This is a genomic window from Providencia rettgeri, from assembly GCF_001874625.1.
Classification (GTDB): Bacteria; Pseudomonadota; Gammaproteobacteria; order Enterobacterales; family Enterobacteriaceae; genus Providencia; species Providencia huashanensis.
Genome location: NZ_CP017671.1, coordinates 1543832 through 1570214 on the forward strand (window position 1 = coordinate 1543832; position 26383 = coordinate 1570214).

Annotated in this window: 24 protein-coding genes, 1 tRNA gene and 1 pseudogene; 7 read left to right on the top strand and 19 right to left on the bottom strand. The window is 41.6% G+C overall.

Annotated elements, in window-relative coordinates:
• Nucleotides 1-36 precede the first annotated feature (36 nt).
• Nucleotides 37-213 carry a GhoT/OrtT family toxin gene (locus RB151_RS06780; protein ID WP_071547903.1) on the bottom strand — a complete coding sequence of 59 codons (177 nt, stop codon included), beginning with the start codon at nt 211-213 and terminating at the stop codon, nt 37-39.
• Between the two features lie 173 nt (nt 214-386).
• Between RB151_RS06780 and matP the strand changes: the two genes are divergently transcribed.
• Entirely contained in the window at nt 387-854 is a 468-nt protein-coding gene (matP, locus tag RB151_RS06785) for a macrodomain Ter protein MatP (RefSeq protein WP_042846439.1), read from the top strand.
• 184 nt (nt 855-1038) lie between these two features.
• Here matP and ompA read toward each other — a convergent pair whose 3' ends face one another.
• Nucleotides 1039-2109 (bottom strand): porin OmpA, encoded by a 1071-nt coding sequence (gene ompA, locus RB151_RS06790; protein WP_071547904.1) that lies wholly within the window; start codon nt 2107-2109, stop codon nt 1039-1041.
• Between the two features lie 353 nt (nt 2110-2462).
• A complete protein-coding gene (gene sulA, locus RB151_RS06795; protein ID WP_042846437.1) occupies nt 2463-2984 on the bottom strand; it encodes an SOS-induced cell division inhibitor SulA in 522 nt (173 codons plus the stop codon).
• A gap of 236 nt (nt 2985-3220) precedes the next feature.
• On the opposite strand from sulA, the gene RB151_RS06800 reads away from it, so the two are divergent.
• Nucleotides 3221-3835, top strand: a complete 615-nt coding sequence (locus RB151_RS06800; protein WP_071547905.1) for a TfoX/Sxy family DNA transformation protein — start codon at nt 3221-3223, stop codon at nt 3833-3835.
• 126 nt (nt 3836-3961) lie between these two features.
• Here RB151_RS06800 and yccS read toward each other — a convergent pair whose 3' ends face one another.
• On the bottom strand, nt 3962-6109 hold the full coding sequence (gene yccS / locus RB151_RS06805; protein WP_187265068.1) for a YccS family putative transporter: 2148 nt from the start codon (nt 6107-6109) through the stop codon (nt 3962-3964).
• Nucleotides 6110-6232: 123 nt separating this feature from the next.
• Here yccS and helD point away from each other — a divergent pair, with 123 nt between their 5' ends.
• Nucleotides 6233-8284 (top strand): DNA helicase IV, encoded by a 2052-nt coding sequence (helD, locus tag RB151_RS06810; protein WP_071547906.1) that lies wholly within the window; start codon nt 6233-6235, stop codon nt 8282-8284.
• A gap of 30 nt (nt 8285-8314) precedes the next feature.
• Here helD and RB151_RS06815 read toward each other — a convergent pair whose 3' ends face one another.
• Nucleotides 8315-8773, bottom strand: coding sequence for a methylglyoxal synthase (locus tag RB151_RS06815; RefSeq protein ID WP_042846434.1), 459 nt, complete (start codon nt 8771-8773; stop codon nt 8315-8317).
• A gap of 113 nt (nt 8774-8886) precedes the next feature.
• Here RB151_RS06815 and RB151_RS06820 point away from each other — a divergent pair, with 113 nt between their 5' ends.
• Nucleotides 8887-9300: a CoA-binding protein gene (locus tag RB151_RS06820; RefSeq protein WP_042846433.1), complete on the top strand. Its 414-nt coding sequence runs from the start codon at nt 8887-8889 to the stop codon at nt 9298-9300.
• A 70-nt stretch (nt 9301-9370) separates the two neighbouring features.
• Here RB151_RS06820 and hspQ read toward each other — a convergent pair whose 3' ends face one another.
• Entirely contained in the window at nt 9371-9691 is a 321-nt protein-coding gene (gene hspQ / locus RB151_RS06825; protein WP_173424817.1) for a heat shock protein HspQ, read from the bottom strand.
• Nucleotides 9692-9909: 218 nt separating this feature from the next.
• Here hspQ and RB151_RS06830 point away from each other — a divergent pair, with 218 nt between their 5' ends.
• Nucleotides 9910-10188 (top strand): acylphosphatase, encoded by a 279-nt coding sequence (locus tag RB151_RS06830; protein WP_173424816.1) that lies wholly within the window; start codon nt 9910-9912, stop codon nt 10186-10188.
• Nucleotides 10189-10195: 7 nt separating this feature from the next.
• Here the strand turns inward: RB151_RS06830 and RB151_RS06835 are convergent, their stop codons facing one another.
• Entirely contained in the window at nt 10196-10525 is a 330-nt protein-coding gene (locus RB151_RS06835; RefSeq protein WP_071548831.1) for a TusE/DsrC/DsvC family sulfur relay protein, read from the bottom strand.
• A 183-nt stretch (nt 10526-10708) separates the two neighbouring features.
• On the opposite strand from RB151_RS06835, the gene RB151_RS06840 reads away from it, so the two are divergent.
• Both RB151_RS06840 and RB151_RS06845 read left to right on the top strand, forming a co-directional pair.
• A tRNA-Ser gene (locus tag RB151_RS06840) sits at nt 10709-10796 on the top strand.
• Nucleotides 10797-10969: 173 nt separating this feature from the next.
• A pseudogene (locus tag RB151_RS06845) lies at nt 10970-11272 on the top strand (Arm DNA-binding domain-containing protein); the annotation flags it as partial.
• A gap of 121 nt (nt 11273-11393) precedes the next feature.
• Here RB151_RS06845 and RB151_RS06850 read toward each other — a convergent pair.
• From RB151_RS06850 to RB151_RS06900, 12 genes are all read right to left on the bottom strand, one after another.
• Nucleotides 11394-12737 carry a VasL domain-containing protein gene (locus RB151_RS06850; protein WP_071547907.1) on the bottom strand — a complete coding sequence of 448 codons (1344 nt, stop codon included), beginning with the start codon at nt 12735-12737 and terminating at the stop codon, nt 11394-11396.
• 23 nt (nt 12738-12760) lie between these two features.
• Nucleotides 12761-13189 carry a type VI secretion system baseplate subunit TssE gene (gene tssE, locus RB151_RS06855; RefSeq protein ID WP_042846429.1) on the bottom strand — a complete coding sequence of 143 codons (429 nt, stop codon included), beginning with the start codon at nt 13187-13189 and terminating at the stop codon, nt 12761-12763.
• 1 nt (nt 13190) lies between these two features.
• Nucleotides 13191-13730, bottom strand: coding sequence for a type VI secretion system lipoprotein TssJ (gene tssJ / locus RB151_RS06860; RefSeq protein WP_042846428.1), 540 nt, complete (start codon nt 13728-13730; stop codon nt 13191-13193).
• A gap of 15 nt (nt 13731-13745) precedes the next feature.
• Entirely contained in the window at nt 13746-14837 is a 1092-nt protein-coding gene (gene tssG / locus RB151_RS06865; RefSeq protein ID WP_048606625.1) for a type VI secretion system baseplate subunit TssG, read from the bottom strand.
• On the bottom strand, nt 14813-16564 hold the full coding sequence (gene tssF / locus RB151_RS06870) for a type VI secretion system baseplate subunit TssF (protein ID WP_048606626.1): 1752 nt from the start codon (nt 16562-16564) through the stop codon (nt 14813-14815). The genes tssG and tssF overlap by 25 nt, the downstream gene beginning before the upstream one ends.
• Nucleotides 16565-16587: 23 nt before the next feature.
• Nucleotides 16588-18198 carry a type VI secretion system protein TssA gene (gene tssA, locus RB151_RS06875; protein ID WP_071547908.1) on the bottom strand — a complete coding sequence of 537 codons (1611 nt, stop codon included), beginning with the start codon at nt 18196-18198 and terminating at the stop codon, nt 16588-16590.
• A gap of 267 nt (nt 18199-18465) precedes the next feature.
• The gene (locus tag RB151_RS06880; RefSeq protein ID WP_080750899.1) at nt 18466-19536 is read right to left on the bottom strand and encodes a T6SS immunity protein Tli4 family protein; all 1071 of its coding nucleotides are present in this window, start codon (nt 19534-19536) and stop codon (nt 18466-18468) included.
• Nucleotides 19530-20414, bottom strand: a complete 885-nt coding sequence (locus RB151_RS24150) for an acetyltransferase (protein WP_336431471.1) — start codon at nt 20412-20414, stop codon at nt 19530-19532. The genes RB151_RS06880 and RB151_RS24150 overlap by 7 nt, the downstream gene beginning before the upstream one ends.
• The gene (locus RB151_RS24155) at nt 20414-21259 is read right to left on the bottom strand and encodes a hypothetical protein (RefSeq protein ID WP_336431472.1); all 846 of its coding nucleotides are present in this window, start codon (nt 21257-21259) and stop codon (nt 20414-20416) included. The genes RB151_RS24150 and RB151_RS24155 overlap by 1 nt, the downstream gene beginning before the upstream one ends.
• Before the next feature lie 304 nt (nt 21260-21563).
• Entirely contained in the window at nt 21564-24920 is a 3357-nt protein-coding gene (locus RB151_RS06890) for an ImcF-related family protein (protein WP_071547909.1), read from the bottom strand.
• Between the two features lies 1 nt (nt 24921).
• On the bottom strand, nt 24922-26004 hold the full coding sequence (locus RB151_RS06895) for a hypothetical protein (protein WP_071547910.1): 1083 nt from the start codon (nt 26002-26004) through the stop codon (nt 24922-24924).
• A gap of 21 nt (nt 26005-26025) precedes the next feature.
• Nucleotides 26026-26283 carry a PAAR domain-containing protein gene (locus tag RB151_RS06900; protein ID WP_071547911.1) on the bottom strand — a complete coding sequence of 86 codons (258 nt, stop codon included), beginning with the start codon at nt 26281-26283 and terminating at the stop codon, nt 26026-26028.
• Between the last annotated feature and the right edge of the window lie 100 nt (nt 26284-26383).

Sequence of the window (26383 nt, forward strand, 5' to 3'; positions counted from 1 at the left end):
TAGGCAATCTTGCAGCAAGAATTGTTGAATTATTGACTAGAATAACGAAAACATAAACACAATAGGTAATGTCATTGGCCAAGTGAAACCAATTAATATGGCGCTAAGTAAGCGCATAAAACAATTAGGGTCTTTTGTGACGAGTAGGGTGAATAGCATAGCGCATACACCGACAATCCCATAGATGACGAGTATATTTTCAAAAGTGGACATGCAGTTTTATTAATTTGTTAACAGATGGGGGCGGATTGTACACTATTTTTACAAAGACAGGTTACTTTCTTTATTGCAGAAACGAATATTTCACTAAATCGAACGTCTGCTTGAGCATTTTGTTTATAATATTGCTAATATAAAGATAGGTTCGGTTTTCTTCAGGAAAAATTATGAAATATCAGCAGCTTGAAAATCTTGAATGTGGCTGGAAATGGGAGTACCTCGTCAATAAAGCACGAGGTGGCGAAGCGATTACCCGCTATATAGAACGAAGCGCAGAAAAAGAAGCGATAGATTTGCTGTTAAAAATGGAAAATAGACCGATTGATGTGCTCAAGTGGATTTCATTACATATGAATCCTGAGCTTGATAACCGAATGAAACAAAGCATTCGTGCAAGGCGTAAACGTCATTTCAATGCTGAGCACCCACATACTCGCAAAAAATCGATAGATCTAACCTTTTCGGTTTGGCAGCGTCTGTCTAATTTAGCAGTAAAACGTAATAAAACACTTTCTGAAACGATTATCCAGTTGATCGAAGATGCTGAGCATAAAGATAAATACGAGAGCCAAATGAGCTCATTGAAGCAGGATCTACAAGCGATTTTAGGGGCGTCGAAAGGAGATGGCAGCTAGGCTATCTGAAAAGATCTTTATGGTTGTTGTTCTTGCTATTAAGTGTAATGGGAAGCGAAAAGTAGATTAAACACTAAATAACAAACGGTCTATATTCGTTATATTAGTTTTTATAAGAATAAAAAAAACCCCAATAATGATTGGGGTTTTTTGTTCAGTTCAAAATTCAAACTAGGGCTAAGAATTAAGCGCCTGGTTGAGTTACAACTTCAGTTGTACCTTGAATTTCGATTTCAACGCGACGGTCTGGCGCTAAGCACTCGATCAGAGCTGCACGGCCTTTAACTGCGTCACATTTGTTACCAGTTACTGGATCTTCTTTACCACGACCTTCAGCAGCGATTGCGCTTGCTGGAACGCCTTTAGATACTAAGTAGTCAACTACAGACTGAGCACGTTTTTGTGACAGTGGCAGGTTGTAGTTTTGTGAACCGATACGGTCAGTGAAACCAACTACCAGTACGCGACCTTGAGTTGGATCGATGCTGCTCAGTTCGTTATACAGTTCGTTCAGAGCTTGCTGACCTTCTGGTTTCAGGCTAGCTTTGTTGAAGTTAAACAGAACGTCTGAACGTAGTGTGAAACGTTTGTTTTCAACAACTGGAGCTGGCTCAACAACTGGAGCTGGAGCAACAACTGGAGTATCTTCTTGACCAAAGCGGTATGCAACACCAACGCTCAGCATGCCGTTGTCTGGACGAGTACCGATATTGTCTTTATCACCTAAGTTGCTAACCCATTGGTAGTCTAAACGAGTTGCCCACTCTGGAGTGATTGCATACTCAAGACCCAATGCGTATACAGGTGCAACACCAGTATCAGTTTCTTTGAAGTGACCTTGAGTTTGGTTTGCTTTAGCTTCAGTACGGTAAACCATACCACCTAAGCGAGTGTAAACGTCTAAGTCATCCATGATTGGATAGCTTAATTTGGTAGTTAATGAAACACCCATAGATTTCAGGTCACCGCTGTTACCAGCGCCTTTGTATTTCATTTTACCGAACCAGTCATAACCCAGTTCAAAACCCATATATTGGTTGTATTGGTAACCAGCATATGCACCTGCACCAATAGTATCACGATCGGTAGTTTTACCTACGTGTAAATCAGTCTCTGGTGAAGTGAATTTAGTGTCTTCATAGTGAGACCAACCTAATTTAGCACCGGTATACCAAGTGTTATCTTTTGGAGCTGCTTGTGCAACGGTTGCAAAAGCTGCTACTGCCACTGCTACTGCGATAGCTGTTTTTTTCATTTTACGCCTCGTTATCATCCAATATTGGCTTGGCTTCGCTGAGCCTTATTATGTGCCATTGGTTCAATTTACTTGCTAGGTTTCGCTGACATTATCTACAAAAAAATAATAAAAGTAAAAAATAATGCCATAAGCTTAACAAGCTAAAGTCTACAACGAACTTAAAAAGATACAAGTAGAGTGAGCAATAAACGTTAAAAAAAGTATTTTTTTAGTGTATAAATCAGGGAGATATGTATATTTTGTATTATGATTGTTTTTTGTCTATCTAATTGATCTGCAATACTTTTCATTTCACTTTAGAGATAAATATTTCTAAAGGTTAAATTTAGTAAGAAAATTCTTAATCTTGGCTAGTGATAATGATTTGAGTGAATTTTTAGGTGGTTTGACTGTCCTGATTGCATACTTACCATATTATATGTTTTTTGTGGGCGCATAATAAAGCCAATAGAATGACCTTCTTGAGCCGCATATTGTAAACGAACAAAATCTTGTTCGTTCAGTTCAGGCAACCAGCCTAAAACGACACTATAGTTACCACTTTTTAAGGCTTTTTCCATTGCATCTATGGTTGTTATGGTTTCCATGTGACTTAGTTGCATAACCTTATTCGTAGGGATGCCTGCTTGTTCTAACCAGTGTTTACTCAGTTTTTTATTTGGGCTTAGCCAGAGCAACCAACGTGATTGAGCCCCAAACTGGCGGAGCATTGGAAGCAAAATATAGTCCATGATTGGATGTTTTTCATCGTAAACGAGTTCGCTCACCATACCTTGTTGTGTAGAGTTACTCGCAAGCTCAATGGATGGGATGGACTGTGCGTAATTATTAAGAGAATGTTCTGTTGTGTTGTTCCAAGAATAGATGCTCATAATTATTAACCTCGTTACAATGCTGTATGAACATACAGTAACTGTATATTTATCCAATATCAAGCCTATTTTTTCAAAGCGCTTCGCAACTTTGTTGTTTTCCGCTGCATTCTTCTTGGCATTTTTTATTGAAACTCTCAAAATTAGCTAGGTGTAATTGTTTGTAAAGCAAGAAATTATAAAATTGATTCTCTCAAGGATAAAAATGAAACATACCCAAAAAGGAGTTAAGGTATATGTTATTAGAAGAAGAAAAATTTTTTAATTTATCTCGTTTGTTAGGTCAATTCGGAGAGTTAAAGCGTAAAAATCACTTCGGCGGTTTTTGCCTATTAGTTGATAATGCCATTGTAGGGTTAGTGCTGGATGGGAAATATTATTTACGAGGGTGTCTAGTAGCTAGAAGCCATTTTGAGGCTTCAGGGCTTAATCGGCTTGTTTATAGTAAGAAAGGCATACCTTTGGAAATGCGATATTACCAACTTCCTGAACAAATTTGGGGCGATGAAGTCTTGTGTCTCCAATATATTGAACTCGCTTATCGTTCTGCAATTGAAGAATTAAAACAAAAACAGTCCATCACAATGCGTATCAAAGATTTGCCAAATATGAATATGTCAGTTGAGAGGGCATTGGGGAAAATTGGAATTTCTCATGTAGATGATTTACGTACGATGGGCGCAAAAGCGTGTTTTATCAAACTTAAGCAACATGGGCGGCATGACCCGAGTATTAAATTATTAATTGGCCTAGCAGCGGCAATAGAAGGCTGTCATAGTGCTGTATTGCCAAAGAATACTAAGCAAGAATTGATTACTTGGTATAACAGTTTTGAACTCGCATCGAGGTGATTGCCTAATATAAATCAAAGGAAACTTATAGCAGGCTACCTCAAAACCAGACAATACTAATATGAGAAGAATAAGCGGGTAGAAAGGATATTTATATATTTTAATACCCGCTCATCGGTATGTTTATTATGCACTGATTTTTCGGATCATTTGCTTTATTTCAGGTACAAGTTCAAGTAAAAGCTTAGTTTGTTCCATAATAAGTAATGTTTTTTCATCGTCACTTTTTGCAATGTTATCGATTCGCTGTAATAAGTTTTGGCGCAGCCTATCAGATTTTTCATCGATAATTTGAGAGTCTAGTATGTTGGTTTGCAAGGCAGATTCAACATAGCAAATTGCATCATTTAACAGTGCCAAGTTATCCTCATTATGGATTTTTTCACGGTGCGCACCTAACGCGGAAATATAGCTAAGTAGTGTATGGTTTAAACATAAAAGTCTGAAAGCTTGTTCTTGGGTGATCCGGTAAGATTTGGGGTCTGATGCCATATTGGAGACAATAGAAGCAAATTCTGCATCATTATTATGTGCATCACGGCGTGCAACACGGTATTCAAGGCTATTATCTTTACCTTGGTAGTACTGCAGTAAAATGGCATCAAGGTACCTACAATTACTGTCCATTGTTTTTTGAATGACCTGAGGAAGTTGGCGAAATTTCCAATCAGGCCAAATAAAACTTACAGCAAGTAGTGCGATAAAACAGCCGATAAGGGTGTCAATAATCCGAGGTAATGCGACATCAAACCCTTCTCCTAATAAGTTAAAGCAAAAAAGCACTAACAAAGTGATAAAAAGGGTAGCTTGTGCATATTGGCTACTACGGAACATAAAGAACAGTAAGCCAGAGATCACAATAAGGGTAAGCTGGCCTTCAATTGATGGGATTAAATTAAGTAATGGTAACCCGATTAGGATACCAACGATAGTCCCGATGATACGCAGTGCTAAACGGCGTTTAGTGGCACTGTAGTTAGGTTGGCAGACAAATAAACTAGTGAGTAATATCCAATACCCTCTTTCCATATCAAATAGTTGGATAATCGCGTAACCAGTACAAAGAAGTATTGACATCCTAACTGCATGGCGAAACAACGATGATTTTGGGGTTAAATGATGCTTAACCCGTGTAATAATATCATTAAAGCCTGATAATGATTCGTCAGACAATTGTTCTACTTGTTTATTATTTTGTTGCCATGAGCTTTGCTCAAGGCTTAGCCCTTTAAGTTGAACATCAATTCCCTTTAAATTTTTGAGTAAATTATGCAGTGCTTTTATTGCATGTAATTCAGGGGATTGCTGCTTAAGTAATAATAGTGAGTTTTCAAGGTAGCTGAAAGTTCGTTCAAAGCGTGGATTATGTTGATATTGTTTACGTAGCAATACGGATTGAGCAACTTGCTGGCAGGCTCTTGCTTGCATGGTTAGTAAGCGTTGAAAACGAAATAAGATATCATAATGGCGTAAGGTGCGACTAAGTTGTTGATACTGAATGTGAGACGAGCTAGCACGTTCATGGATATCTTGTGCAACAAAATAGTAATGCAGCGTATTACGAGTCCCTTTTTGGCCTCTATCACCTTTAAGTCGGCTCAATAAAGCAATTTTCGCTTGGTTCATTGTGTTGACTAAATTACTGTTTACTAAAGCTAAATCATAAACTGATTGTTGATAATCATCTTCAAGATCAGGGTCAAATAAGTTAGCTTTTGCGTCTAGGTAGGCGGAAAGTTGCTGGTAGCATTGAGTGATGGCATCTTGTAATGGCCTGACGGGAAACAAAATATGGCCAATTAATGTTAGAATATTATACCAAATGGCCCCTGTAAGTAATAACACAGGTTGTTGATACCAAGTATCAAAAATGGGTACACCTAGCATGGTATAAATGGCTATCAGTAAGGCGCCAAATGCAATGGTGGCATAACGTTGCCCTAAAGCACCAAGTAAGATGAACCCACAAGTCGAAAAAGCGAGGCCAAAAAAGAAAAATAGTGGGTATGGGAAGAGTAACTCAATTGAAACTGAGGCAACAAAAAAACAAAAAAGGGTAATAATTAAATTTTTTATTCTGCCAGTTAGCCTATCATCTAAGTCAGTCAAGGCTGCGGCAACCACGCCTAATGTCAGTGGGATAGTCACTTTAGGGTCTTGCCCTAAAAGCCACGGCACTAATGTTGCGCCTGTCAGGGCTATAAAGATTCGGATATAATATAAAATATGGCTGTTATATAGCACGCGGCGATAACTGGTAAGCAGTGTTAACACAAAGTACCTCAGAGGTAAGACAAGCTCTAGTTTATATAGGATAGCGTGTTTGCAGGGAATAAAAAACCGTTTGGAATCAAGCCAACCGTATTTTGTCATTGATTTTTTTCAGGTGCAGGACGTATGGAACTGAAATCAACACAGATTGGACAGCGTCTGGCTCAGCATCCCTACAATCGGGTTCGCTTACTCAACGCAGGTATCGAAGTCAGTGGTGAAAACCACCAATATCTTATCCCATTCAATGAACTTATTGACCTTCGTTGTAAGAGGGGCATTGTTTGGGGGGAATTAGAATTTGAAATTGTGAACGAACAAGTTGTGCGTTTACACGGTACAGAGTGGAAACAAACTCAACGTTTTTACCATTATTTGTATGAAAAATGGCAACAATGGAGTGCCGAAATGAGCCAAGTCAGTGCGCAAGTATTGACTGAATTGGTGAAAACCATTGAACAACTGATAAAACAAGATCATTGGCTTGGTTTACGTCAAGTTAGCAGTATCAAAGACAAAATTACTCAGAACTTTTCATCACTTCCTTTACCGTTAGTACGTATTCCATCGTTTGAAAATTGTGCATCTCAGTATCAATTTTGCCTTAAGTGGTTGAATGACAGTGAAAAATGTCGCAAGCAAATTAATGAAAAGTGGTGCGAGTCTGTTTTGGTGCGTTATCACGATTTTTTCCAACAAGTTGAATCTTCACCATTAAATTACTCACAATCACTATCTGTCGTTAACGGCGAAGATAATGTGTTAGTGCTGGCAGGTGCTGGTAGTGGGAAAACGTCGGTTTTAGTCGCCAGAGCAGGCTGGCTAATACTAAGAGGGCTGGCAGAACCAAAGCAAATTTTATTGCTGGCATTTGGTCGCAAAGCTGCTGATGAAATGAATCAGCGCATTCAGCTACGTTTACAGCAGGATATCGAAGCGAAAACATTTCATGCGCTTGCTCTGCATATTATTCGGGAAGGTAGTAAAAAATCACCGGTTATCAGTGAACTCGAAACCAACAGTCAAAAACGTCAAACATTGTTATTAACAGAATGGCGAGAGCAATGTTCAACGAAAAAGGCTCAAGCGAAAGGTTGGCGAGAGTGGCTGGCTGAAGAGCTCCAATGGGAAATTCCCGATGGTGAGTTTTGGAATGATGACAAAATAAGCCATAAAGTTGCTGCGCGTTTAGAACGTTGGTTAAGCTTAATGCGTATGCATGGTGGTAGCCAAAAGGATATGGTAGATAAGGTCAATGATGAAATTAAAGATCTTTTCCAAAAACGCATTCGTTTGATGGCACCATTATTAAAAGCATGGAAAAGTGCGCTAAAAGAGGAAGGTGCGGTTGATTTTTCTGGGTTAATTCATCAGGCGGTGAATATTTTAGAAAAAGGGCGCTTTATTAGCCCATGGAAACATATTTTAGTTGATGAATTCCAAGATATTTCACCTCTTAGAGCCAAATTGCTTCAAGCGTTACGTCAACAAAATAAGCAAACAACGTTGTTTGCAGTGGGCGATGATTGGCAAGCTATTTACCGTTTTAGTGGCGCTGAATTAGACCTGACCACCTCATTTGAAAATAATTTTGGGGAAGGGGAGCTTTGTGCTTTGGATACAACCTATCGCTTCAATGAACGTATTGGCGATATTGCGAATCGGTTTATTTTACAAAATCCAATTCAGCTTCATAAGCCATTAAATAGCTTAACTAAAGGTAGTAAAAAATCAGTTGTTCTTCTATATGAACAAGCATTGGAACGGTTATTGGATAAAATGAGCGGCTATGTACTTGATGATGAAAGGATATTAGTACTGGCACGTTATCATTATTTAAAACCTGAAATTTTGAATAAAGCGCATACCCGTTGGCCAAAATTGACGATTGAATTTATGACGGTACATGCATCAAAAGGGCAGCAAGCAGATTATGTGATTATTTGTGGCTTAAACAGTGGTAAGGATGGTTTCCCTGCGCCGGCAAGGGAGTCAATTATTGAGCAAGCACTGTTGCCACAACCTGAAGATTTTGAGCATGCAGAAGAAAGGCGGTTACTGTATGTGGCCTTAACAAGGGCTAAACAGCAAGTTTGGTTATTATATAACCCCGAATTACCATCAGAATTTGTTGAAGAACTTAAACAATTAGGTGTCCCAAAACAGAAAAAGCCTTAGGGGGATGGGCATGCGAACATGCCCATTAAACTAGTTAGTGCGTTTTGTTAGGTAGTTTTGGTAGTCAGGGATCACGATTTCTATATTGTCATCAAAATAAGGTGATGTGATTAAAAAATCAGCGGTTGCTGGGTTGGTGGCTACGGGAATATTCCATACGGTAGCTAAACGTAATAATGCTTTAACATCAGGATCATGCGGTACAGCATTAAGTGGGTCCCAGAAAAAAATCAATAGGTCGATTTTTTTTTCCGCAATCATCGCGCCAATTTGTTGGTCTCCGCCCATTGGGCCACTCATCATACTGGTGACGGGTAACCCTGTATGTTGGCTAATTAATGAACCAGTAGTCCCTGTGGCATATAATTTATGCGCTTTAAGTCGCTCATTATTCTTTTTTGTCCAAGATAATAACGAGGGTTTGCAGTGGTCATGGGCAACCAAGGCGATATTTTTTGATGCAGCAATTTTACGGGTTGTTGATTCCATGAGGTTCCCTTAAATAAGATGTGAGATAGGCATCTTTAAAACTGTGTGAGCAAAGAAGTACAACATATACCATAATGCTAATGAATAGTTTACTGATTTTAGGAGATATTTTGATGAGAGATCAAGAAATTGCTGAAATTTTAAAGAGTGTCAATACCATCGCTTTAGTTGGGGCTAGTGATAAAGTTAATAGGCCAAGTTATGAAGTCATGGAATATCTCTTACATCAAGGTTATACCGTTATTCCTGTTAGCCCTAAATTGGCTGGCCAACAGTTATTAGGTCAGTTAGTGTATGAAAAACTTAGTGATATACCTCAACCCATTGATATGGTTGATGTGTTCCGCAATGCAGAAGCCGCTGTTGGTGTCGCTAAAGAAGCAGTGCAAGTTAAAGCGAAAGTATTATGGTTGCAACAAGGGGTTATTAGCGAAGAAGCTAAAAGTATTGCGTTACAGGCAGGGTTACAATTTGTTATGGATAAATGCCCAAAACAGGAAATACCCGCTTTAGGGCTTGAAAAGTAGCCTTTCATTGATGATAAAAGTAAAGCAGCATGTGAGCTGCTTTACGGAGCGTTCATTAATGATAAAGCCGTTAGTTACGCAGACGTGGCGCTAATAACTGAGACCTTATTGATTCTGCCAGTTCATCCATAGAAGGTTGTTCTGGGTGGTCATCAGCAGTCTCGTAAGTGATTTGAGCTTCAGCCAAATAGGTATGAACAGCATCCCCGTTGTCATCTTCCATTACAACATGATACCAAGGCAGATCGCGTAGTGTGCTGTTTGCGGCAATATCATCATCATGTGGTTGTTCGAGCGAATATTCAGCATCTACATCAACAACGACACCTAGGTAGCCGAGAAGCTTGTGCCTGACTTGTTGCCCGATTCCATATTTACTGGTGATCATCATAGCGACCTCCTAAAAGCCTTGCTTGTACTTCAATTTATATATGGGCAGTGTTGTGCGTTTTCAAGCGAAGTATGGACAATTATCAATAACGCAATACACTGTCTTTATACGCAACTATGAAAAGCAGTGCCTCATTTAGCAGATTATCTGTTCAATGAATAAAAAACAACTGCTAAAAAAAGGTATCTATATATTATGCTCTGACAATGGAGGCTTATATGACTGCATCAGGTCGCAATTTTTACATTTATGGGCGTGTTCAAGGCGTTGGGTTTCGTTATCAAACCTATCATTGGGCTAACCAAAATGGCATAAAAGGTTTTGTGTGTAATCGAGATGACGGCAGTGTTAGGCTGGCCATTTATGGTTCAGAGCAAGATATTGAATTTGTAGATGAATGGCTTAAAGCAGGTGGGCCTCCGGGGGCTAATATCGACCATTTCTTCACTGAAAGTTGGCAAACTGAGCCAATAGCGGACTTTTCCGTCCGCTATTAGGAAGAAATTAAATGCACTTTACTGGCTTTGGTAGGCCTGCGAGTTTTGTCGCTTGCTTTGCGGGCCCTTTAGGAAATAACCGATATAAATAGCGGCTATTGCCTTTTTCTTTGCCAAATTGCTGAGAAACCGCTTTCACCAACATACGAATGGCCGGTGAGGTATTGAATTCCAAGTAGAAATTTCTCACAAAACGGATAATTTCTAAATGCTCATTGGTGAGTTCAATGCCTTCCTGCTGCGCAAGTAGAGGGATGAGGTCTTCACTCCATTGTTGGCTATCAAGCAGGTAGCCCTGCGGGTCTGTTTTAATTTCTTGATTGTTAAAAACCAACATACTCATTTTTAATCCAAATAAAATTAGAGTATGAATTTAACAAAAATAGAGAAATAACCCAAGTAAAGTCGTTAGAATGTTGATATTTTCGCCCAACAGTATGAAATGCGTATATTTTTAAAGCGAATGATTAAATTAGGGGTTTACATCCAATCAGAGGATGTTTATAGTGCTCGTCATTGCGGAGGGGTGGCCGAGCGGCTGAAGGCAGCGGTCTTGAAAACCGCCGATGGGCAACCATCCGAGAGTTCGAATCTCTCCTCCTCCGCCATCTTCATTTCTAATCAAGTCTACTAACGTCTCCTAACCTCAGTTAAACCAAGCATTCCAGCGAAATCTCACTCTATCGAAGCCTACTATCATCTTTCTAAATCCTTACAATTTGTTGCCTAGTTTTTGTATAGAAATTCCCTCTACAATTTTCCTATACAATATTGGTGATTTATAAAGCTAACAGACATGGCAATCAAGCGTGCCAAGCCAAAAGAAAAATCATACACGCTGGCGGACGGTAACGGGCTATCTTTGTTAGTTGAAACTAACGGTTCCAAAGGCTGGCGTTATCGGTATCAATTCGCTGGCAAAACCAAAATGATATCGTTAGGTATCTATCCTGTTGTCACTCTCAATGAAGCAAGAGCGAAAAGAGATGAGGCACGAAAACAGGTTGCCAATGGTATTAATCCAAGTGAAGCCAGAAAAGCAGAGAAAGCGGGCGCAATTAACCAAACTGAAACATATTTTAAAACATGTCTTTCTTTATCCATCCCTTATTTAAAGCTCAAACCATGCCACTTACTTTCAAAAAGTCAATGTAATCCCTTTCTTTTTTCTTTAACTAAGAGCGAGAATTTCGGGGCTGGTGGTGTTATTTATTTTGTTGAATCAATGCATATCGATTCAGTAGTTGCTTAAAGTGGGTATCGATACGTTGATATTCTGATTCAGGTACGGTGCCTTGCGCCTGTAATTGCTCTAGTTGGCGTAGTTCTTCCTCAAGTGGCATACCTTGATTAAAATGTTGACGTGCATTAAAAATAATCGTTTTTAGCTCAGAGCCTGTTATATAGCTGCGGGGTTTCCCATCAAGGCTATCTAAGCGCGTACTTAGGTTATTTAATAACGTCATACCTTCAGACCATTGTTGTAGTTTATCGTTAGATGACGCATTAATTTGCATATTTTGCTGCCATTTATCGTTAAACGCTGTTATTTCTTGTCGTTCCCCATAATGTTTGGTGAGGTAATTCGCCATACTAATCCCATATTGCTGAGCCCAAATAGGGGATATAGACTCTAATTCCACAAGGTAGTTATCAATCACATTGAGTTTTTCAGCAGAAATACGGCTAGATTGAGTTGGGTTCGGTTGTAATTGCTGCTCAATTATTGCTGCAATATTTGGTGTAAATTCAGGTAATTGTGGGAGTACCTGTGCTAAAGCACGATTATTGATTTGTGGGTGTAATGCATACAAGGTTCCTGCACATATCGCTCCTGTGAGTACAATACCTAAAGCTAGACCGACACAAATGCCTTTGCGGTAAGAAGGTTGAGTAGGTGCTGGAGTGCTGATGGTGGCATTGGCTTTGATGGAAATTGGGGGGACTGCAATACGAGCTTGAAATGTCGATGGCGAAGTTTTCGGAAGTTGCGGTGGTGTAGGCGGAATAAAACCGCTATCTGGAGCATCTGTACTCTCTAATTGCCTTGCCTGAGATGCAAGTAAATTTTGTAAGCGCTCTAGCTGAGTCAGGTGTTTGAGCTCTAATGTTTGTAATTGTTGTGCAATTTGACTAAGCTTGGTTTCAGTTTGGTAAAGGGCAGGAAGATCGGCATAAATGGGAGCATGTGCACGTAATCCTGTCACCAATTGTTGGCTTAATGTGGCGATAATTTCGACGCGAGCATGGGTCTGTTGGGGCCAAAGCCCTTGCCAGTGGTGACTGAGTAAATGCTGGAGCAACGATAACCCTTCATTTAATCCCGCTATGCCATTTTGATGCTGGCGGATCAGGGTAAACCATGCACAAGTTTGTAGGTCTGCACCATTTTGATTAAATAAGGATAAACATAAGCCATGGGCTCGAGCCCAGTCAACATCAGGGCGTGCAGGGTGGAAGCGTTTGTTTAATTCGTCTTTAAGGGCTGCAAAATCAGCCAGTGTGCGAGGGTCGCCGCCAAGGCGTAATGTATTTAAATCTGGGTTCATAATTGTCTCAAGCAATTGTCGGTTTAAATCGTATCGAATTGTTTTTTTAGATGATGCAATAAAATGCGACCATCAGGCATAAATTCAGTGCCATAGCGGATCAAACCTTGTTCGTGTAATTCAACCTCAAGGGCATAATGGAGTGTCCCAAAGCTATTTTGCGGTAATAACACTAAAGAGAGGGATTTGATGCGGGGCTCATACTTGAGCAATGTTGCCGATAAAATGGTCATCATATTGTGAGCAGTGCCGGGGAGACCTTGGATCATTTTACTCATATCGGGAAGCCCATAATCCGGAATATGTTCGATGCTCCCCGCTCTGGCGCTGAGAATACGGCGAATATTGTCCATGACGGAAACTATCACTTGGTCATGTTCTGGAATATCATCAATATTTAATCCTCCAGCAAAATACCCCGTCAACATTTCATATAACGAAGGCTGGGACATGTTATTTTTCTCCCAGTGGTTTTAGTGTCATAGCGTTATCCGTGAGAGTTAATAAACGTGGGTCATCAGGTAATAAGCGTTTTTTGGGGATCACCACACGCCAATTATCGGTGATAAGGTCTGGGTCGTGAAACATCACGGCGATAGCAACAAATTCAGCCCCTTCTTCGAGAGGCATATCAAGCGAAATTGATTCTCCTGGGCGAATTCGTAGGTCTTTTTGTGCGACTAACGAGGATTTGAGTACTTGGCTATCTTTAGCGAAAAGAGTGGCATAGTCGCTTTCTACAAAGCTTTCAAAGTTTTTTAGTTGGTAAACACGGATAATTGTTGATAACGATGCGCCAGTATCATCGGTATTTAATGCTTCACGTGCGACAAAATCTAAGTGTACGACTTTCACTTGTTTATAAAAGATGGAGCTTGCAACATTGCGAGTACCATCACCGACCATCTGAGTAAGGCCACAGCCCGATAGATTTAGTGCGCAGAGGAGCACTAACGTTTTGCCACAAAATGGTAATAAAGGTAGTTGTTTCATAAATGATTCTCAAAATTAAAATCGATAATTAGCATAATGTTGGGGAGACGTATTCTGTGATGACGTCGTTAATCGTTGGTAACGCCCTAAATTTAACGTGATAATATGTTCTTGGCGCACAGTTTGTGGGCTGAGTGTTCCCATTGCTGCGGTACGACCCAATTGAACACCTTGATGTGATTGGGTGCTTAACGCTGCATTGGGTAGTAACTTTCTTGGTAACTTTAAGTTAAGGCGAGCATTGACGCGTGATCCGAGATAAACATGCAATAGCGCCATTAAATCTTGATACAGCAACCCATCAGGCAACCAGTTCCGAGCTTCTTCAAGGTTATTGGTTTGTAAGATAATCAAAATTTGGCTATTAACATCGGTGGCGTACTGACCTAATACGGGTTTGTTGGCTAATGTCATCGGTGTTCTGCAGGATAACCCTGTTTGAGTGACTTGCTCGATTCGTCTTGGGTCATGGGACTTGATTTTAACTTGCGTATCAGGCGCCAGTAATTTGACTAAAGATATAACCCCTTCGGCGGTACGAGTCGGAAAACGTAGCGTACCTAGTAATGCGAGAAATCGGGATAACGGCGCTTGTATATGTTGCGCCGTGCCAGGTATACCTAAGCCAATTAATCCATATAAATATTGTGACGTTTCGTCTTTCCCCCCTGCTGAAAATGTTGCGGGGTAAGAGTATTTTCGCCAAATACGATAAAACTGCGTCGTCAGTCGGTGGTTAAAAATATCTAAAAAATCGGTAAGAGACTCGGTTCCTTCTCGTCGCTGTGCAATATCATCAAGGTAGGTTGTCGGTAGTGGAGAAGTGACACCATATAACCCTAAAAAAGTGGTTCGAATGCTAGGGGTTGTGCTATCACGGTATCTATCGTCAATATCCAACCCTTTAATTTCGGTGACGGGAAAGCCCATTCCACGGTGGGGGCGAAAACGAATAGCGTCTGTTTTGGGGTCTTGGGTACTACCGAGCGGCGGGCTCTGTGCATTACTTTGTTCTAGCAGCTGGCAAAACCGATAGAAGTTTACCAGCGGAAGACGCTCCCCAAGCGCATCAAAAAGCGGATTTACTGAGGATGATTTTCGGTCCATGTAAGGCTATTTCCTGTCGGTAAAATATGTAAAGTCAATTGGTTAAACAGATGTACATCGGTATAGAGGGCAAAAAAACGGTTGAGCATTTCGCCAAATAGATGAATGTCGCCCTCACCGTTAAAGCCGTGGCTATCGAGGGTAATGTCGATGGCAATGCCTCGCTGTAAAAAGCCTTTTTCAAAGCGTTCGATAAGGTGTTGCTCAACGTGGATCATGGCATCGAGTTTGCGGCTGTTCAGGTCATCTTCCCGCCAGTCATAAAGTGCTAGCGTTCCTCGTAATACCTCTACGTTATCCATCATATTCAGGAAGCTGGCACCAAGGTGGCTGAGTACGCGCCAATGAAATCTATCTTCAGCAGGAGGGTAGCAAGGTAGCGTAGGTTTGCATAAGTTACGAACCCGTAACTGTGTCTGCAAGGTCTCTTCAGTTCTGTCCAGCAATGTACTTTGTAACGCTTTGCGAGGGAGCTGCCCGTTAGTCCCGGTTAATTGTAGAGATAGCGTTTCACTTTCAAGAGATGCGGTTGGTTGCTCGTGCTCTCCCCCTAAAATTAGCCATGTATCATGTAGGCCGCTGACACCACGTTTAATTCGTGTGTGATAGTAATGTTCAGGGGCATTGTGGCGGAGCATTCCGCCTCGGTGGCGAAAACTACTGAATGGCACATAGTGAATTTGTTCATCGCGTCGCGTACCATGAACTGTATCGACCGCATAAATTTCGGTGTGTCCATCTTGTAAGCGCCGAGGGCGCAGTAAATATTCACTTTCTAACCCATTAACAGTAAGTGGGTCAGCTTCAATGTTGAATAAGTTGATCACTGGGACACTGTGTAGTTTTAGGTTATCAGTACTTAATGGAATATCGCTGTCCCAGAGCGTATCAAGCACAATTTCTAGCTCAAAATGACTTAATCCTTCGGGTAATTGAATCTCATCAAGTCCGTTTAAGTTGACGAAGAAAAACTTTTCACGAAAAGAAAAATACTCCAGTAATAGTTGGTAGCCGCTGAAGGTGCTATCTCCTTTAGGCCACAGTTGGTCTTCTTCAGCAAATCCACCAGGGGAAAACCAAAGTGGTAAACGAATACGGTCAGGGGACGATGGCAGCCGAATATAGGTGGCTGCAACTTGCTTAGTCAGCGCTAAATGTAGTGCATAGGTAGTTGGAACATCACCAGCCAGATAAAAGGAGAGAGCATTAAGTGAGATTTGTTTCCAGTCAGCAAGCTTCGCACAATCGAACTGCAAGCGAATTACGGAACGGCCATCAGGCTCTGTGGTTAAATTAACCGTTGATAGCACAATGGGGTTGAGTGTTAAGTCTCGAGTTGTGCGATAGCGGCAGACGGTCTTTTTAGGTCCAATAGGGCGTGAAAGTACTTCAAAGTTAGCGGGGATCACTGATGAGATTTTCATATCATGAATATCCGGCGCGAGTTCAACAACAGAAAGTGAGGGAATGGTTTGTAGGTAATGAGGCCAAAGTAGGCTGACTAATCCTTCTGTTAACTCGGGTAAATCATCATCAATTTTTTGGCGCAATTGCCCCATGGAGAAGGCAAAACCTTCAAAAAGCCGTTCTACAAAAGGGTCAGGAATGCCCGCTTTGTCTAAATCTAATAATGCTGCTCGATCGGGGTGAGCTTGAGCGAACTCTTTGGCTGCCTCACGCAGATATCGCATCTCCGCATCATAATAGCGAAGGGTTAAATCATCCATTAGTATGGTTCTCGTTGATTAATTTAGGGATAGAGCACTAACGCTCGCACAGGGTCTAATCGAGTTAGCTGAGCCAGTAACTCAGACATTTGATGGTGCAGTTCAGTTTTGTCTGGCGTATTACGCTGCGTTTTACCTCGTAACAATTGCAACTGGCGGGCTTTAACTTCAAACAGCGAATGAGGTTCCCAATCCGCGAGGCGCATCTGTTCAGCACTACGGTCTAATTCACGAAGTAAATTCAGTGCCAAATCATGACGAGCAAATTGTTCAGCCACTCTTGCCATCACTAATTGCAGTAACCATTTTTGACGGGAAGTTTGGATATTCGGGCGTGACATTAGCCATGCTAATGCGGCTTCAACGCCTTCGGTGTCAGCTTGAGTTAACGCTTCTTGTTCTAACGCGAATATTGAGTCGTTATCATCGTCACTTGCGCCTTGAACAGGCATGTGATTGAGAGACTGAATATTCTCTTCCAGAATATGCTGTTTGATCCACGCTAAGGTGACTTCATCTGCGAAAGGTGTGCCATCTTCCCAAGCGAGATTTTCTAAACCCGGTAAGCGAAGTAAGAACTGCTTTAAATCAGAGGCAATCACTTCTGCCCAGCCATCCCATGGCGCAGAGGATTTACTCAATGCTTGGTGCAAGTACCATTGCACATCTAACCAAAAATGGTTAACCCCTTCTGCAAACAATCGATCTGCTTGTTCAGTGAGTTCGAGCCAATTTTGTTGCAGATATAAACGTTTTAGCTGGGCTTTGGCATCTGAGCGTGGTGGGGCTAATCGAGTACAACCTTGCTGATTTTGTGGGGGAGCTTGGTGTAGCGTATCCCAACGTACGGATTTCATCAGCCGATGACCCGATAACCAACCATTAGGCTGATTACGCAGATAATTGGCGAGCACTTTGGCTTGGTCAAGTAATTCTCGACCAGACTGAATAGGGGCGATAGGGCTGATACCGGTTGATGTTTGCTTCGTTGATATACTTTCTGTTGATTTAATATTTTGTGGAACAACACTATTCGCACCGCCAGATTGCGCAAGTCGATTTTCTAGTGCGCGTAGTAGTGGTGCAAGATTAGGGCGGTTTGCCTCATCCCATGTACTAAACTCATCCACAATCGAACTCAGTAGCGCCACAATACGTGCAAATTCGTTGCTATCAACTTCAGGATAAAGGGATAAACTGTCGATAACTCGCTGACCTGCCAACCATTCAATGGCTGATTTTCGGCTATTTGGGCGATTTGGTAGTAGGTCATCGTGGTAACGATGGAGTAATCCTGCCAGTAATCCTAATCCATCAGCTAAGCCCGTTTCACCTTCTCGATGTAAGCGTGCCCAAACATAGTAAGTGATCACGCGTGCGTCTTTACATACATGAGTTAAGAGATTTTCGGCGAGCGTACAGATTAACTCCGTATCTGAGCCTGATAACTTGTTGACTTCTTCTTTCATTCGTTCGAAGTCATCGTCATAGCTGGGGTCTTCCCCAACCGGATTTTCAGCCGTAATTGGCAATAGCCAGCGTTCCCATAACACGACTTGTTGTTCTACTAATTGATTAGCAGCAAGCGGGTTTCCGGTAAAACAGGCTGTGCGTAAGGCAGTTAATAAAGGCATAGGTGATGTCCTATTGGGTCTAATCCAAGAAGATTTTTTCAGGTAGCACAAAGTTGCGTAGTTTTAACAGCGCCAGTGGGCCTTGGCCCATTTCGGTGCGCAGCTGGTAATTGAGTGTATTGCCATCCAGTGTTGTAAAAACTTAAGTAATCTTTTGACGCATTTAGAACAGATGTAATTGTCGTGTATAAGTGGTGGAGACTAAAGTAAGCATTTCAGGATGAAGTTTGAGCAAGAACAACGTAATCATTATCATTCTGGGAAACACTAAAATGAATTAGGCTTATAACGCAGAGAGCCGACAATTCGATCCCAAATCTCGACCATTTGAGCTTCGCTATAGCGCGTTTGTTTATACTTACTATTAAGACCTAACTTGATTAACGGCTTCCATGCAGTGGCAACAGCTTCATTAGCATAAAGAGTAAAGTCGTAGACCTGTAATGTTTTCTGTTCATAATTTTGAGTACCATCAAAAAGCCATGCTTCAAATGGAATGTTATTGACCATCGACGCATATTTTTTTAAGGTTTTCATGCTTGACGCTTTTAAAGCATCGTTAATTGCATCACTTCGACCAAAAAAGGTATCCCCGTCGGCAATCATTGCATTATTAGTATTGATACCAAAGAGTAAATCGTCATTTTCATAGCTAAGCCCCACTACAACTTTGTGCTCTCTACCGTCATCTGCAATAAATCCATTAGGGATACACCAGCCTTTATCGGCTGGAATATCATGATCTAATCGACCGCTTAATCGCGAAATCAATGAGCGCATGGCCGCTAATTTAGTGGGTTTATCGTTTAATTCCATTTCAGTAAAACCAGCTTCTAAATAAGATTTTCTTTCATCCGTGTATCTAGCAGCAGACAAATCTCTAATATTTATCGTAATAATAAAAGCAATATGATTGAGATACACATGAGCTTCTAACGTTCGATAAGAATCTTGCGATCCTGATTTAATTTTATCAAATATCACCCCTTGATTATCAGGAAACTGGATGACTTCTTTTAACGCAGGGGCATTTTTCTGACTGGTTTTCTGATTCCTAAGTGCTTCTTCACGTAATGCAATACGCTGTTTAAATGCGGGCAGGTAAATAAATTGGCTTTCGATATCAAAGTCATCATACGTGGCTTTATGCGTGCCATTATTAAAAGATTCCGGAACATCCACCACATAAATTCCCGCACATTGCGGTTTTGTTTTCGAAAATAAGGGTTCAACCATAACAGCGTCCTTTTTAACAATGGGATTTGCATACAACGTTGGAATAAAAAGCATCAAGCCTAAAGAAAAGCAGATTGCGCGAAACGAGGTCTTCATCAACATGCGGGCACCTCTTGGACCATTTTTGCGATAGCACGCAGGGTGAATTGCAGTGCAGGGCGTTGATGAATATCCTTGAGGTTTTTGATTTCATATGCCCCTTGATGGTCAACATTCGTTGCTAACACACTTTTAATGTACTGCCCATTTTGGCGCTGGATTGTCTTAAAGGACTCCATAGGCACTGTACCATCGCCAGCAGATTTTGAAGATTTTAATTCATAAAGACGGGAGCGGTTAAATGGCAAAGGCACTTCACGGTAGTTATTGGGGACTTTTTTATCGCTGTCATGCATATTTTTCGGGTACGTCATTGATGTGATATGCCATTTCACGGAGCCATCAGACGGTTTGGTGTGTCCATAAAACGCATAGGTATTGGGGTGATAACCAGTGACATTTAATGATGAAATAAAAGGTTTAACCTTATCTTTCATAAGGTCAAAATACTCTTTCCAATTATTTTGGCTAACTGCTTCCCCTTTATCGAGGATGTCGGACTCATATAAGCGCCACCATAAGGTTTTATTCAGGTAAATCTCCCCAAACGGGTCGCCTTTTTGGGGTAAAACTAAATCACTCCCATCGGAATTCCCCTTTTCAACACTAAACCACGCCATTCCATGGGCATTACTGGTATAGTTTGGCGCTGGTAATAACTGTAATGGCGCAGGGGCACGAGCTAATACGGGCATCAATTCTTCGGCAGACTTCCCCATGACAATGCCCGCCAGTCCCTCTTGTTTTCCGCCGACTTTCATCCGACGATAGGCTGCGGGCGACCCTAAATCGGGGATGACGCCATGAACAACCCCTAACACCTTATCCTGACACCCTTTAAATTCTGCATCATCTGGCGGGTTCATGGCATAACGAGCCACTAATCCCCCATGGAGTGGGTGACTAAAATCACTTTTTCAATCGCGAGACCATGACCGTGCCCATTTTGGCTTTGGTAATATCGGAGGGTTTTATCAATATACTCAACCAGTTTAGACGCGGAGATGGCATTATCTTCCAGCCAGTTATAGCCGAAAACATGCAGGGGATAGAGAAAATTCAAAAAATGACTGACTTCTTTTTCGGTTAGGCAATCTTCGTTTTTATCTTCGGTCCCTAACACGGTATTGCATAACTGACGCACAATACCATTTTCTTTCGGATTGTCGCTGATGCCCGCTTTACCATTAGCACGCCGTCTGGCGGCTTTTTGCCAATCATCTAACAACGCGCCTTGAAGCACGCTCAATGTATTCCCATAGCTAAAATTGAGAATTTCGCCCCAACCCCGCTCTTTTCTCGGTTGAAGTAGTGTTCCACAATCCCCCAGACCATCATCCGTAATTAACGAATACACTTTCGAATTAATGATCCCACGATTATCGACCGTTGTGGTTTTAGGGTTTAACAATTCTCGCCGTTCTTGACCTTTTAGCTTAGCCCAGTCCACATAAACTTCGATCTCGTTATCCCCCCGCCAAATCTTATCACCTTCTAAAAAATTACTACCAGCCGAGGCTGCTTTCAAATTACTGCCCATCACCCCAGGTAAAAAAATGACTGGAATAATTTTGGTTGGGGGTACGACGCATTTAGCTTCAGCATTAAGGGATTGGTGTTGAAGTCCAACTCCTTTCCAATGGCATTTTCCTTTTTCATCCCATTGAGGATGGTAATAGGAAACGTGTTGGCATTCGCCGATTTCAGGAGCCTTTTTCTCTGACATGACGTATGTTCCTTTGGTGTTTTCTTTTGCAATATTCGATTCTTTGGTACTGATAAGAGCGACAATGTCAAACTGGTGAGTTTAATGTTCAATACTACACATTAAATATCATCAAAATGATTCTAAGACTCTACAAATATCTATCTTGAAGTTTTATATCAGTTTTTGAACTGTCATCGTTCATTTTGGGTTGCATAATGAATGAAATATTTCAACAAAAACCCATTTTTATTTAGTGAGTGACGTTAGAGGGCGTCTTTAATATACGAAAAACGTCAAACCGAAAATAACTATCAATGATGATCTAGTCATCCAAGAAGATTTTTTCAGGTAGCACAAAGTTGCGTAGTTTTAATAGCGCCAGTGGGCCTTGGCCCATTTCGGTGCGCAGCTGGTAATTGAGTGTATTGCCATCGGAGGTGGTCCACGACACGGTATAGCTACTGGTGCTTCCTGCATAAGGGGTAACTTGAGCCGCTTCAAGTAAGCGGATTAACCCCCAAACACCTCGATGATCTCGATAGAGGCGGGTGCCGGTTGAGGTGGTCATCCAAGTCAATGAGGCGCCTGAAGCGATAGTGTCGGCAGGCCACACAAAACGTTGCCACTCAGGGAATTGGTTATCGTAAGTGAGATTTTGCTTATCGACCACCAGTACCGTCTGCATCACCTGTTTACTGGTTCCCGGGCGCATTTCGAAGTACAGGCGAGCCTCTCCATTGGCGAAGGCCACATCGCCCAGCTCACTTAAGGTATTCATCGCCTGAATAAACTCAGGGTTAAAGCGTAATCCTTGCGCATTAGCACTATTCGGTACCCAGTGATGACCTTCTTTGCGTAAAACCCCTTGCAGACGGGTTTCTAGGAAACGTTGAATACGTCCGTTATCAGGGCGAAGATACTGCGCCATCAGAGGCAAAGAAATATCACTTTGCGTGTCTTTCAAGGGGTAGCGTCCGCCAAAGGCGTTGTTCCATTCATTGACAATGGCATTTTGCCATTCGCTATTGATCCCCTGAGCGGTTGGGGTGAGCAATTGTTGCCACGCCTGCGTCATCGGCTCCACTAACAGTGCATCGCCAAAAGGTTGCCACTCTTGCCCAAAACTGGCGGCAATTAAACTGCCCATGTCACGCGTTTGGGCAAAATCGACATTTTTACCGTCTAAAATACTTTGAGCGAAGGTTTGGGACATGGCTTGCGGGTCGGGGGCATTGACCACTTGCTGCAGTTTTAAGCGCACACGAGTAATACGGGTTAAATAGGCTTGTAAACTCAGGTTATCGCCAGTTTGTGAGGCGGCTTGAGGGTCAACAAAGTTCAGGACCGGGCCAAAAGTGTCTTCCAATGGTCCCGTAAAATCGGCTTTTTGGCTAATCACGGGTTTTTGTTCTTTGTTGAGCAGTTCTTTCGCCGAGTTAACAAACGAGTCGGCCAGTTTTTCTGCCTGACGCCCGGTTTTCCCTTGGTAGGCGAGGGTATTTAGCAGTGCAATGACGGGGGACTGGCGCACATCGCTCATTAAGGATAATTGGTCGATAGTATCGGATAAGCTTTCAGTATGGCGCCATTGCAGGCTATTGAGGAAGTTTAACCAGCTATTAGCAAAGTCAGCAAAATAGCGTTCAGTAAGCTGCTGATTGAGCGCATCAGGCGAAATATCTTGGCTAAGTTCATGCTGGCTATCACTCAATACCCAGTCAATTTCATGACGGCGCGATTCAACCACTTTTTTGATGGCGGGTTGGATCGATTCTTCCCACGCTTTGCGGGTAAAAATACCCGGTACAAACTCTTCTGTAGTCAATAAAAAGTGGGCATCGGTATCGCCCGTCATATCATCTAAGGTCATATCGGGGAACTGATGTTGCGCTTGTCGTAACACTTCTTGATACAGTGTGGCGCTTTCGCTGCGTTGACCAATTTGCCGCGTGAGTAAGGTACGGCTTTGATTAATCAGGTTATTGTTGGCGGTTAATTGCCATTCAGGGTGCGTGGGTAGCTGTTGGGCATAGAACATGAGTAACTCTTTGCCGAGAGTGTGCCATTCGCCTTCGTTCATTCCTTGCGGGACAGAAAGGGCAGTCAGAACGTGATTGGTGAAAAAAGCAGGCTCCATACGCTCTGGCGTACTCATCATGAGGTAAGTTTTTAAATCTTGATACGTACTTTGGGTGGCTTGGCGGCGTTCATCACTATTTGGCGATAATTGTGCATAAGCTTGTAACCGTTGCTCAAGTTGCTGACGGAGATTATCTTGCAGAGGAGGGAGTACCGTTTGTTGATACAGCGGCCATAAATGGGCTAATAATGGCTGATTGCTATTCAAGCCAAAATGCAGCCAAACAGGGACGGAGCTCTGTTCGCGATGCGTTAACAGCCCCAGAGTTTGCTGAAAGTCGTATTGGGCCTGAAGGCGTTCCGTTTCCGGTAATTGGCGGTTAGCGGCGACACTCGCACTTTGGTAGCTGTCTTCGATGAGCTGGCGATTGGCGAAGTAAGAGACAATCATGCCTGCGCCCCACAAGGTCATGGCCGTGGCCGCGCCGTATTGAACGAGACGTTTTTTATCAAAGCCTAAAGCGGCCGGCTGTAAACCGGATGCCAGTTCAGATTGTACGTTTAACCAGCTTTGCCAGCGGGTATCGGGGTGCCAACTATTTGGCAAACGTTGCTGATTTAACGGATTGATAGACGGGCTAAATGCGATGCCGGAAAAAGGCAGCGTACGTGATGGGGTATTAAGTGGCGCTAATGTGGTCGCGAGTTGTTGGCTGCCACCGTTTTGTAAAAATTGTGCTAAAGCAAGCAGATAGGTGTGTTTCTGTTCGCGCAGTAACGCTTGGGTTCCGTTGATCACAAGTGCGGGGATCAGGCTTAATAAGCTAGGCGATAGCGCCTCGGCAGGCATATTTTGCTCAGTCATGCAGAGGATAGCGGGCGTTTCAACCGCACTGAGGGAGGGTTGGTCACTGACACTCCATACCCAAACAGGCGCACGCCAGCCGAGTTCTTGAAAGAGGTTTTGGATTGCACGCCCTGCATTGTGGGCAGTGGCCGCATTCAGGTTGGTAAAGTGAATGTTGCTGTCTAAAAGCTGGGATGAAATGCTGTTTTCCGTCACCCAAATCACACCATCGAGCGGACGACGTCGGCGCAGGTGTTTGAGGGTTTCTAGTCGCTCTGAATCGATAGAACTCCCGATATCGCCACCGTAGATAAGCAGGGTGCCATCACATTCTTGCCAGATTTCTTGGGTAAGATTTGGGGCAAGTTTTTCGACGGCGGAGTGGGAGCCGAGGAGGAGTTGAATAGAGACCTTGGAATGCCAGAAAGTGCCGTATTGGTTACGTAGTGCTTGAATAATTTCATCATGCAATAAGCTTATGTGTTTAATTGGCGTATTTAAATCGACGGATCTATTCTGTGGCTTAAATGCTTTTTGCTCTTGCTTTTGTGAAAATTTATTTTTTATAGGATAAAAATAAATACCGAATAAAGCAATGACACTGAATGTCGATATTCCGATATAGTAAGGTGTTAAGTTAAATGGTTGATATTGATGAATTACTAATAGAATAACTGAAAAGCTCAGTAGTAAGATTAAAAGGATCGCAAATAATTTTCCACGAGGAAAATTTGCAGATATTTTATTTTTCATATTAAGACCTACGAATATAAACCGCGTAATTGGCACCATGAGGATTTGAGTGAATGAGGACTTGGTCTGTTTTTGTTTTTAATGATATTTCAGTTACGAGTGAAAGGTATGTTAAAAATGCATTGGGGTGTGGTGTTGAATAAGATAATGCTAAAGAACGAATTGGAATAGTTTTATCAAACTCAATATTTTTTTCAGTGTAGGTGATGAGAACGTTATCTACGATATCTTGCTGACTCTCAGTTATCCATGTTTGGAATTTATCTTTTTTTGATATTCCACTGTAATCAATGTATTTCACGATATCATTGTCAATATCTTGATTATCAAACTCCATTATCCTTTCTATCTCAATACGAGCACGACTTGAGTTAATTAGTTTATCATCGTTAGAAAATAGTTGAGCTGAAATAAATTCACTAAATTGTGATGCTGACTGGATAGTAATAACTAGAAATGTATCATTTATTTTATTCTCATAAATAGAGAAAATATCTTTATATAGAGATGGTTTAATAGGCTTAAGATGCCATTGATTATAAATTAGAACATCACTGTCATCGCTATTATTATCTAAAATATAAATTGTTGTTAGATAAAAACGATAATTAGGGCACTGTTTTTCGAGTTGAAGGTCGATGGCTGTAATAAAATTTTCATCAAGTTGCAGATTATTGAATAAACGACGTGGTTTATCAGGAAACATCGGAATGGCTTCCGCTTCTTTCAAAAACACGTCAGTGCCGTCTTTATCAGGGGTATAAATAACATTCGCGATAGAGCTAATTGAAGATTGACACCATGCTTGCCATTCCTGTTTGGTGATTTCTTTCTCTTTTTCCCAATTATCAAATGTTATAACCGCGTGTTGGTAGCGGATATACAAAAAACTTATAGATAGAAAAAATAGCAGTGCGACTACTGGCAATGAAAAAAGAAATAAACGTGTTTTTTGCTCAGTTGGTAATGTGGCTCCATACATATAAATTGCAGCGGCTAACGTTGTAAAAAATACGACTACAATTTTATAATTAGGTTTGGTTAATAATGTTTTATCGGGAATGGTAGGAATTTTCCAATACATTGATTCGATATCCTTATCTGCTTATTTTGTATGGGTTGTGGGCTCTGAGCTGATCACCCGACACCCACATGCACATAGGCACTGATCCACTACGATGGCAATGCCATTATCAAAAGCAGAATCAGCCCCTTCTATGATGGTGTTATTTCCGTGTTTGGGACAGGAAACAAGATCTCCAACGAGTGCAACTTGTTTACCATCAATGTACATTGTGGATGAAGCCGAGAGCACATGGCCTCCATGGGTATTTTTGTCACCAAGACAGACAAATCCTTTCATTGTGAACCTACTTTTTGGAAATAACGTTATTATCTTTATGCGAAAGTTCAGTCATTGATAATGGATGACCATTTTTATCTGAACCACCAAAATACTCAGT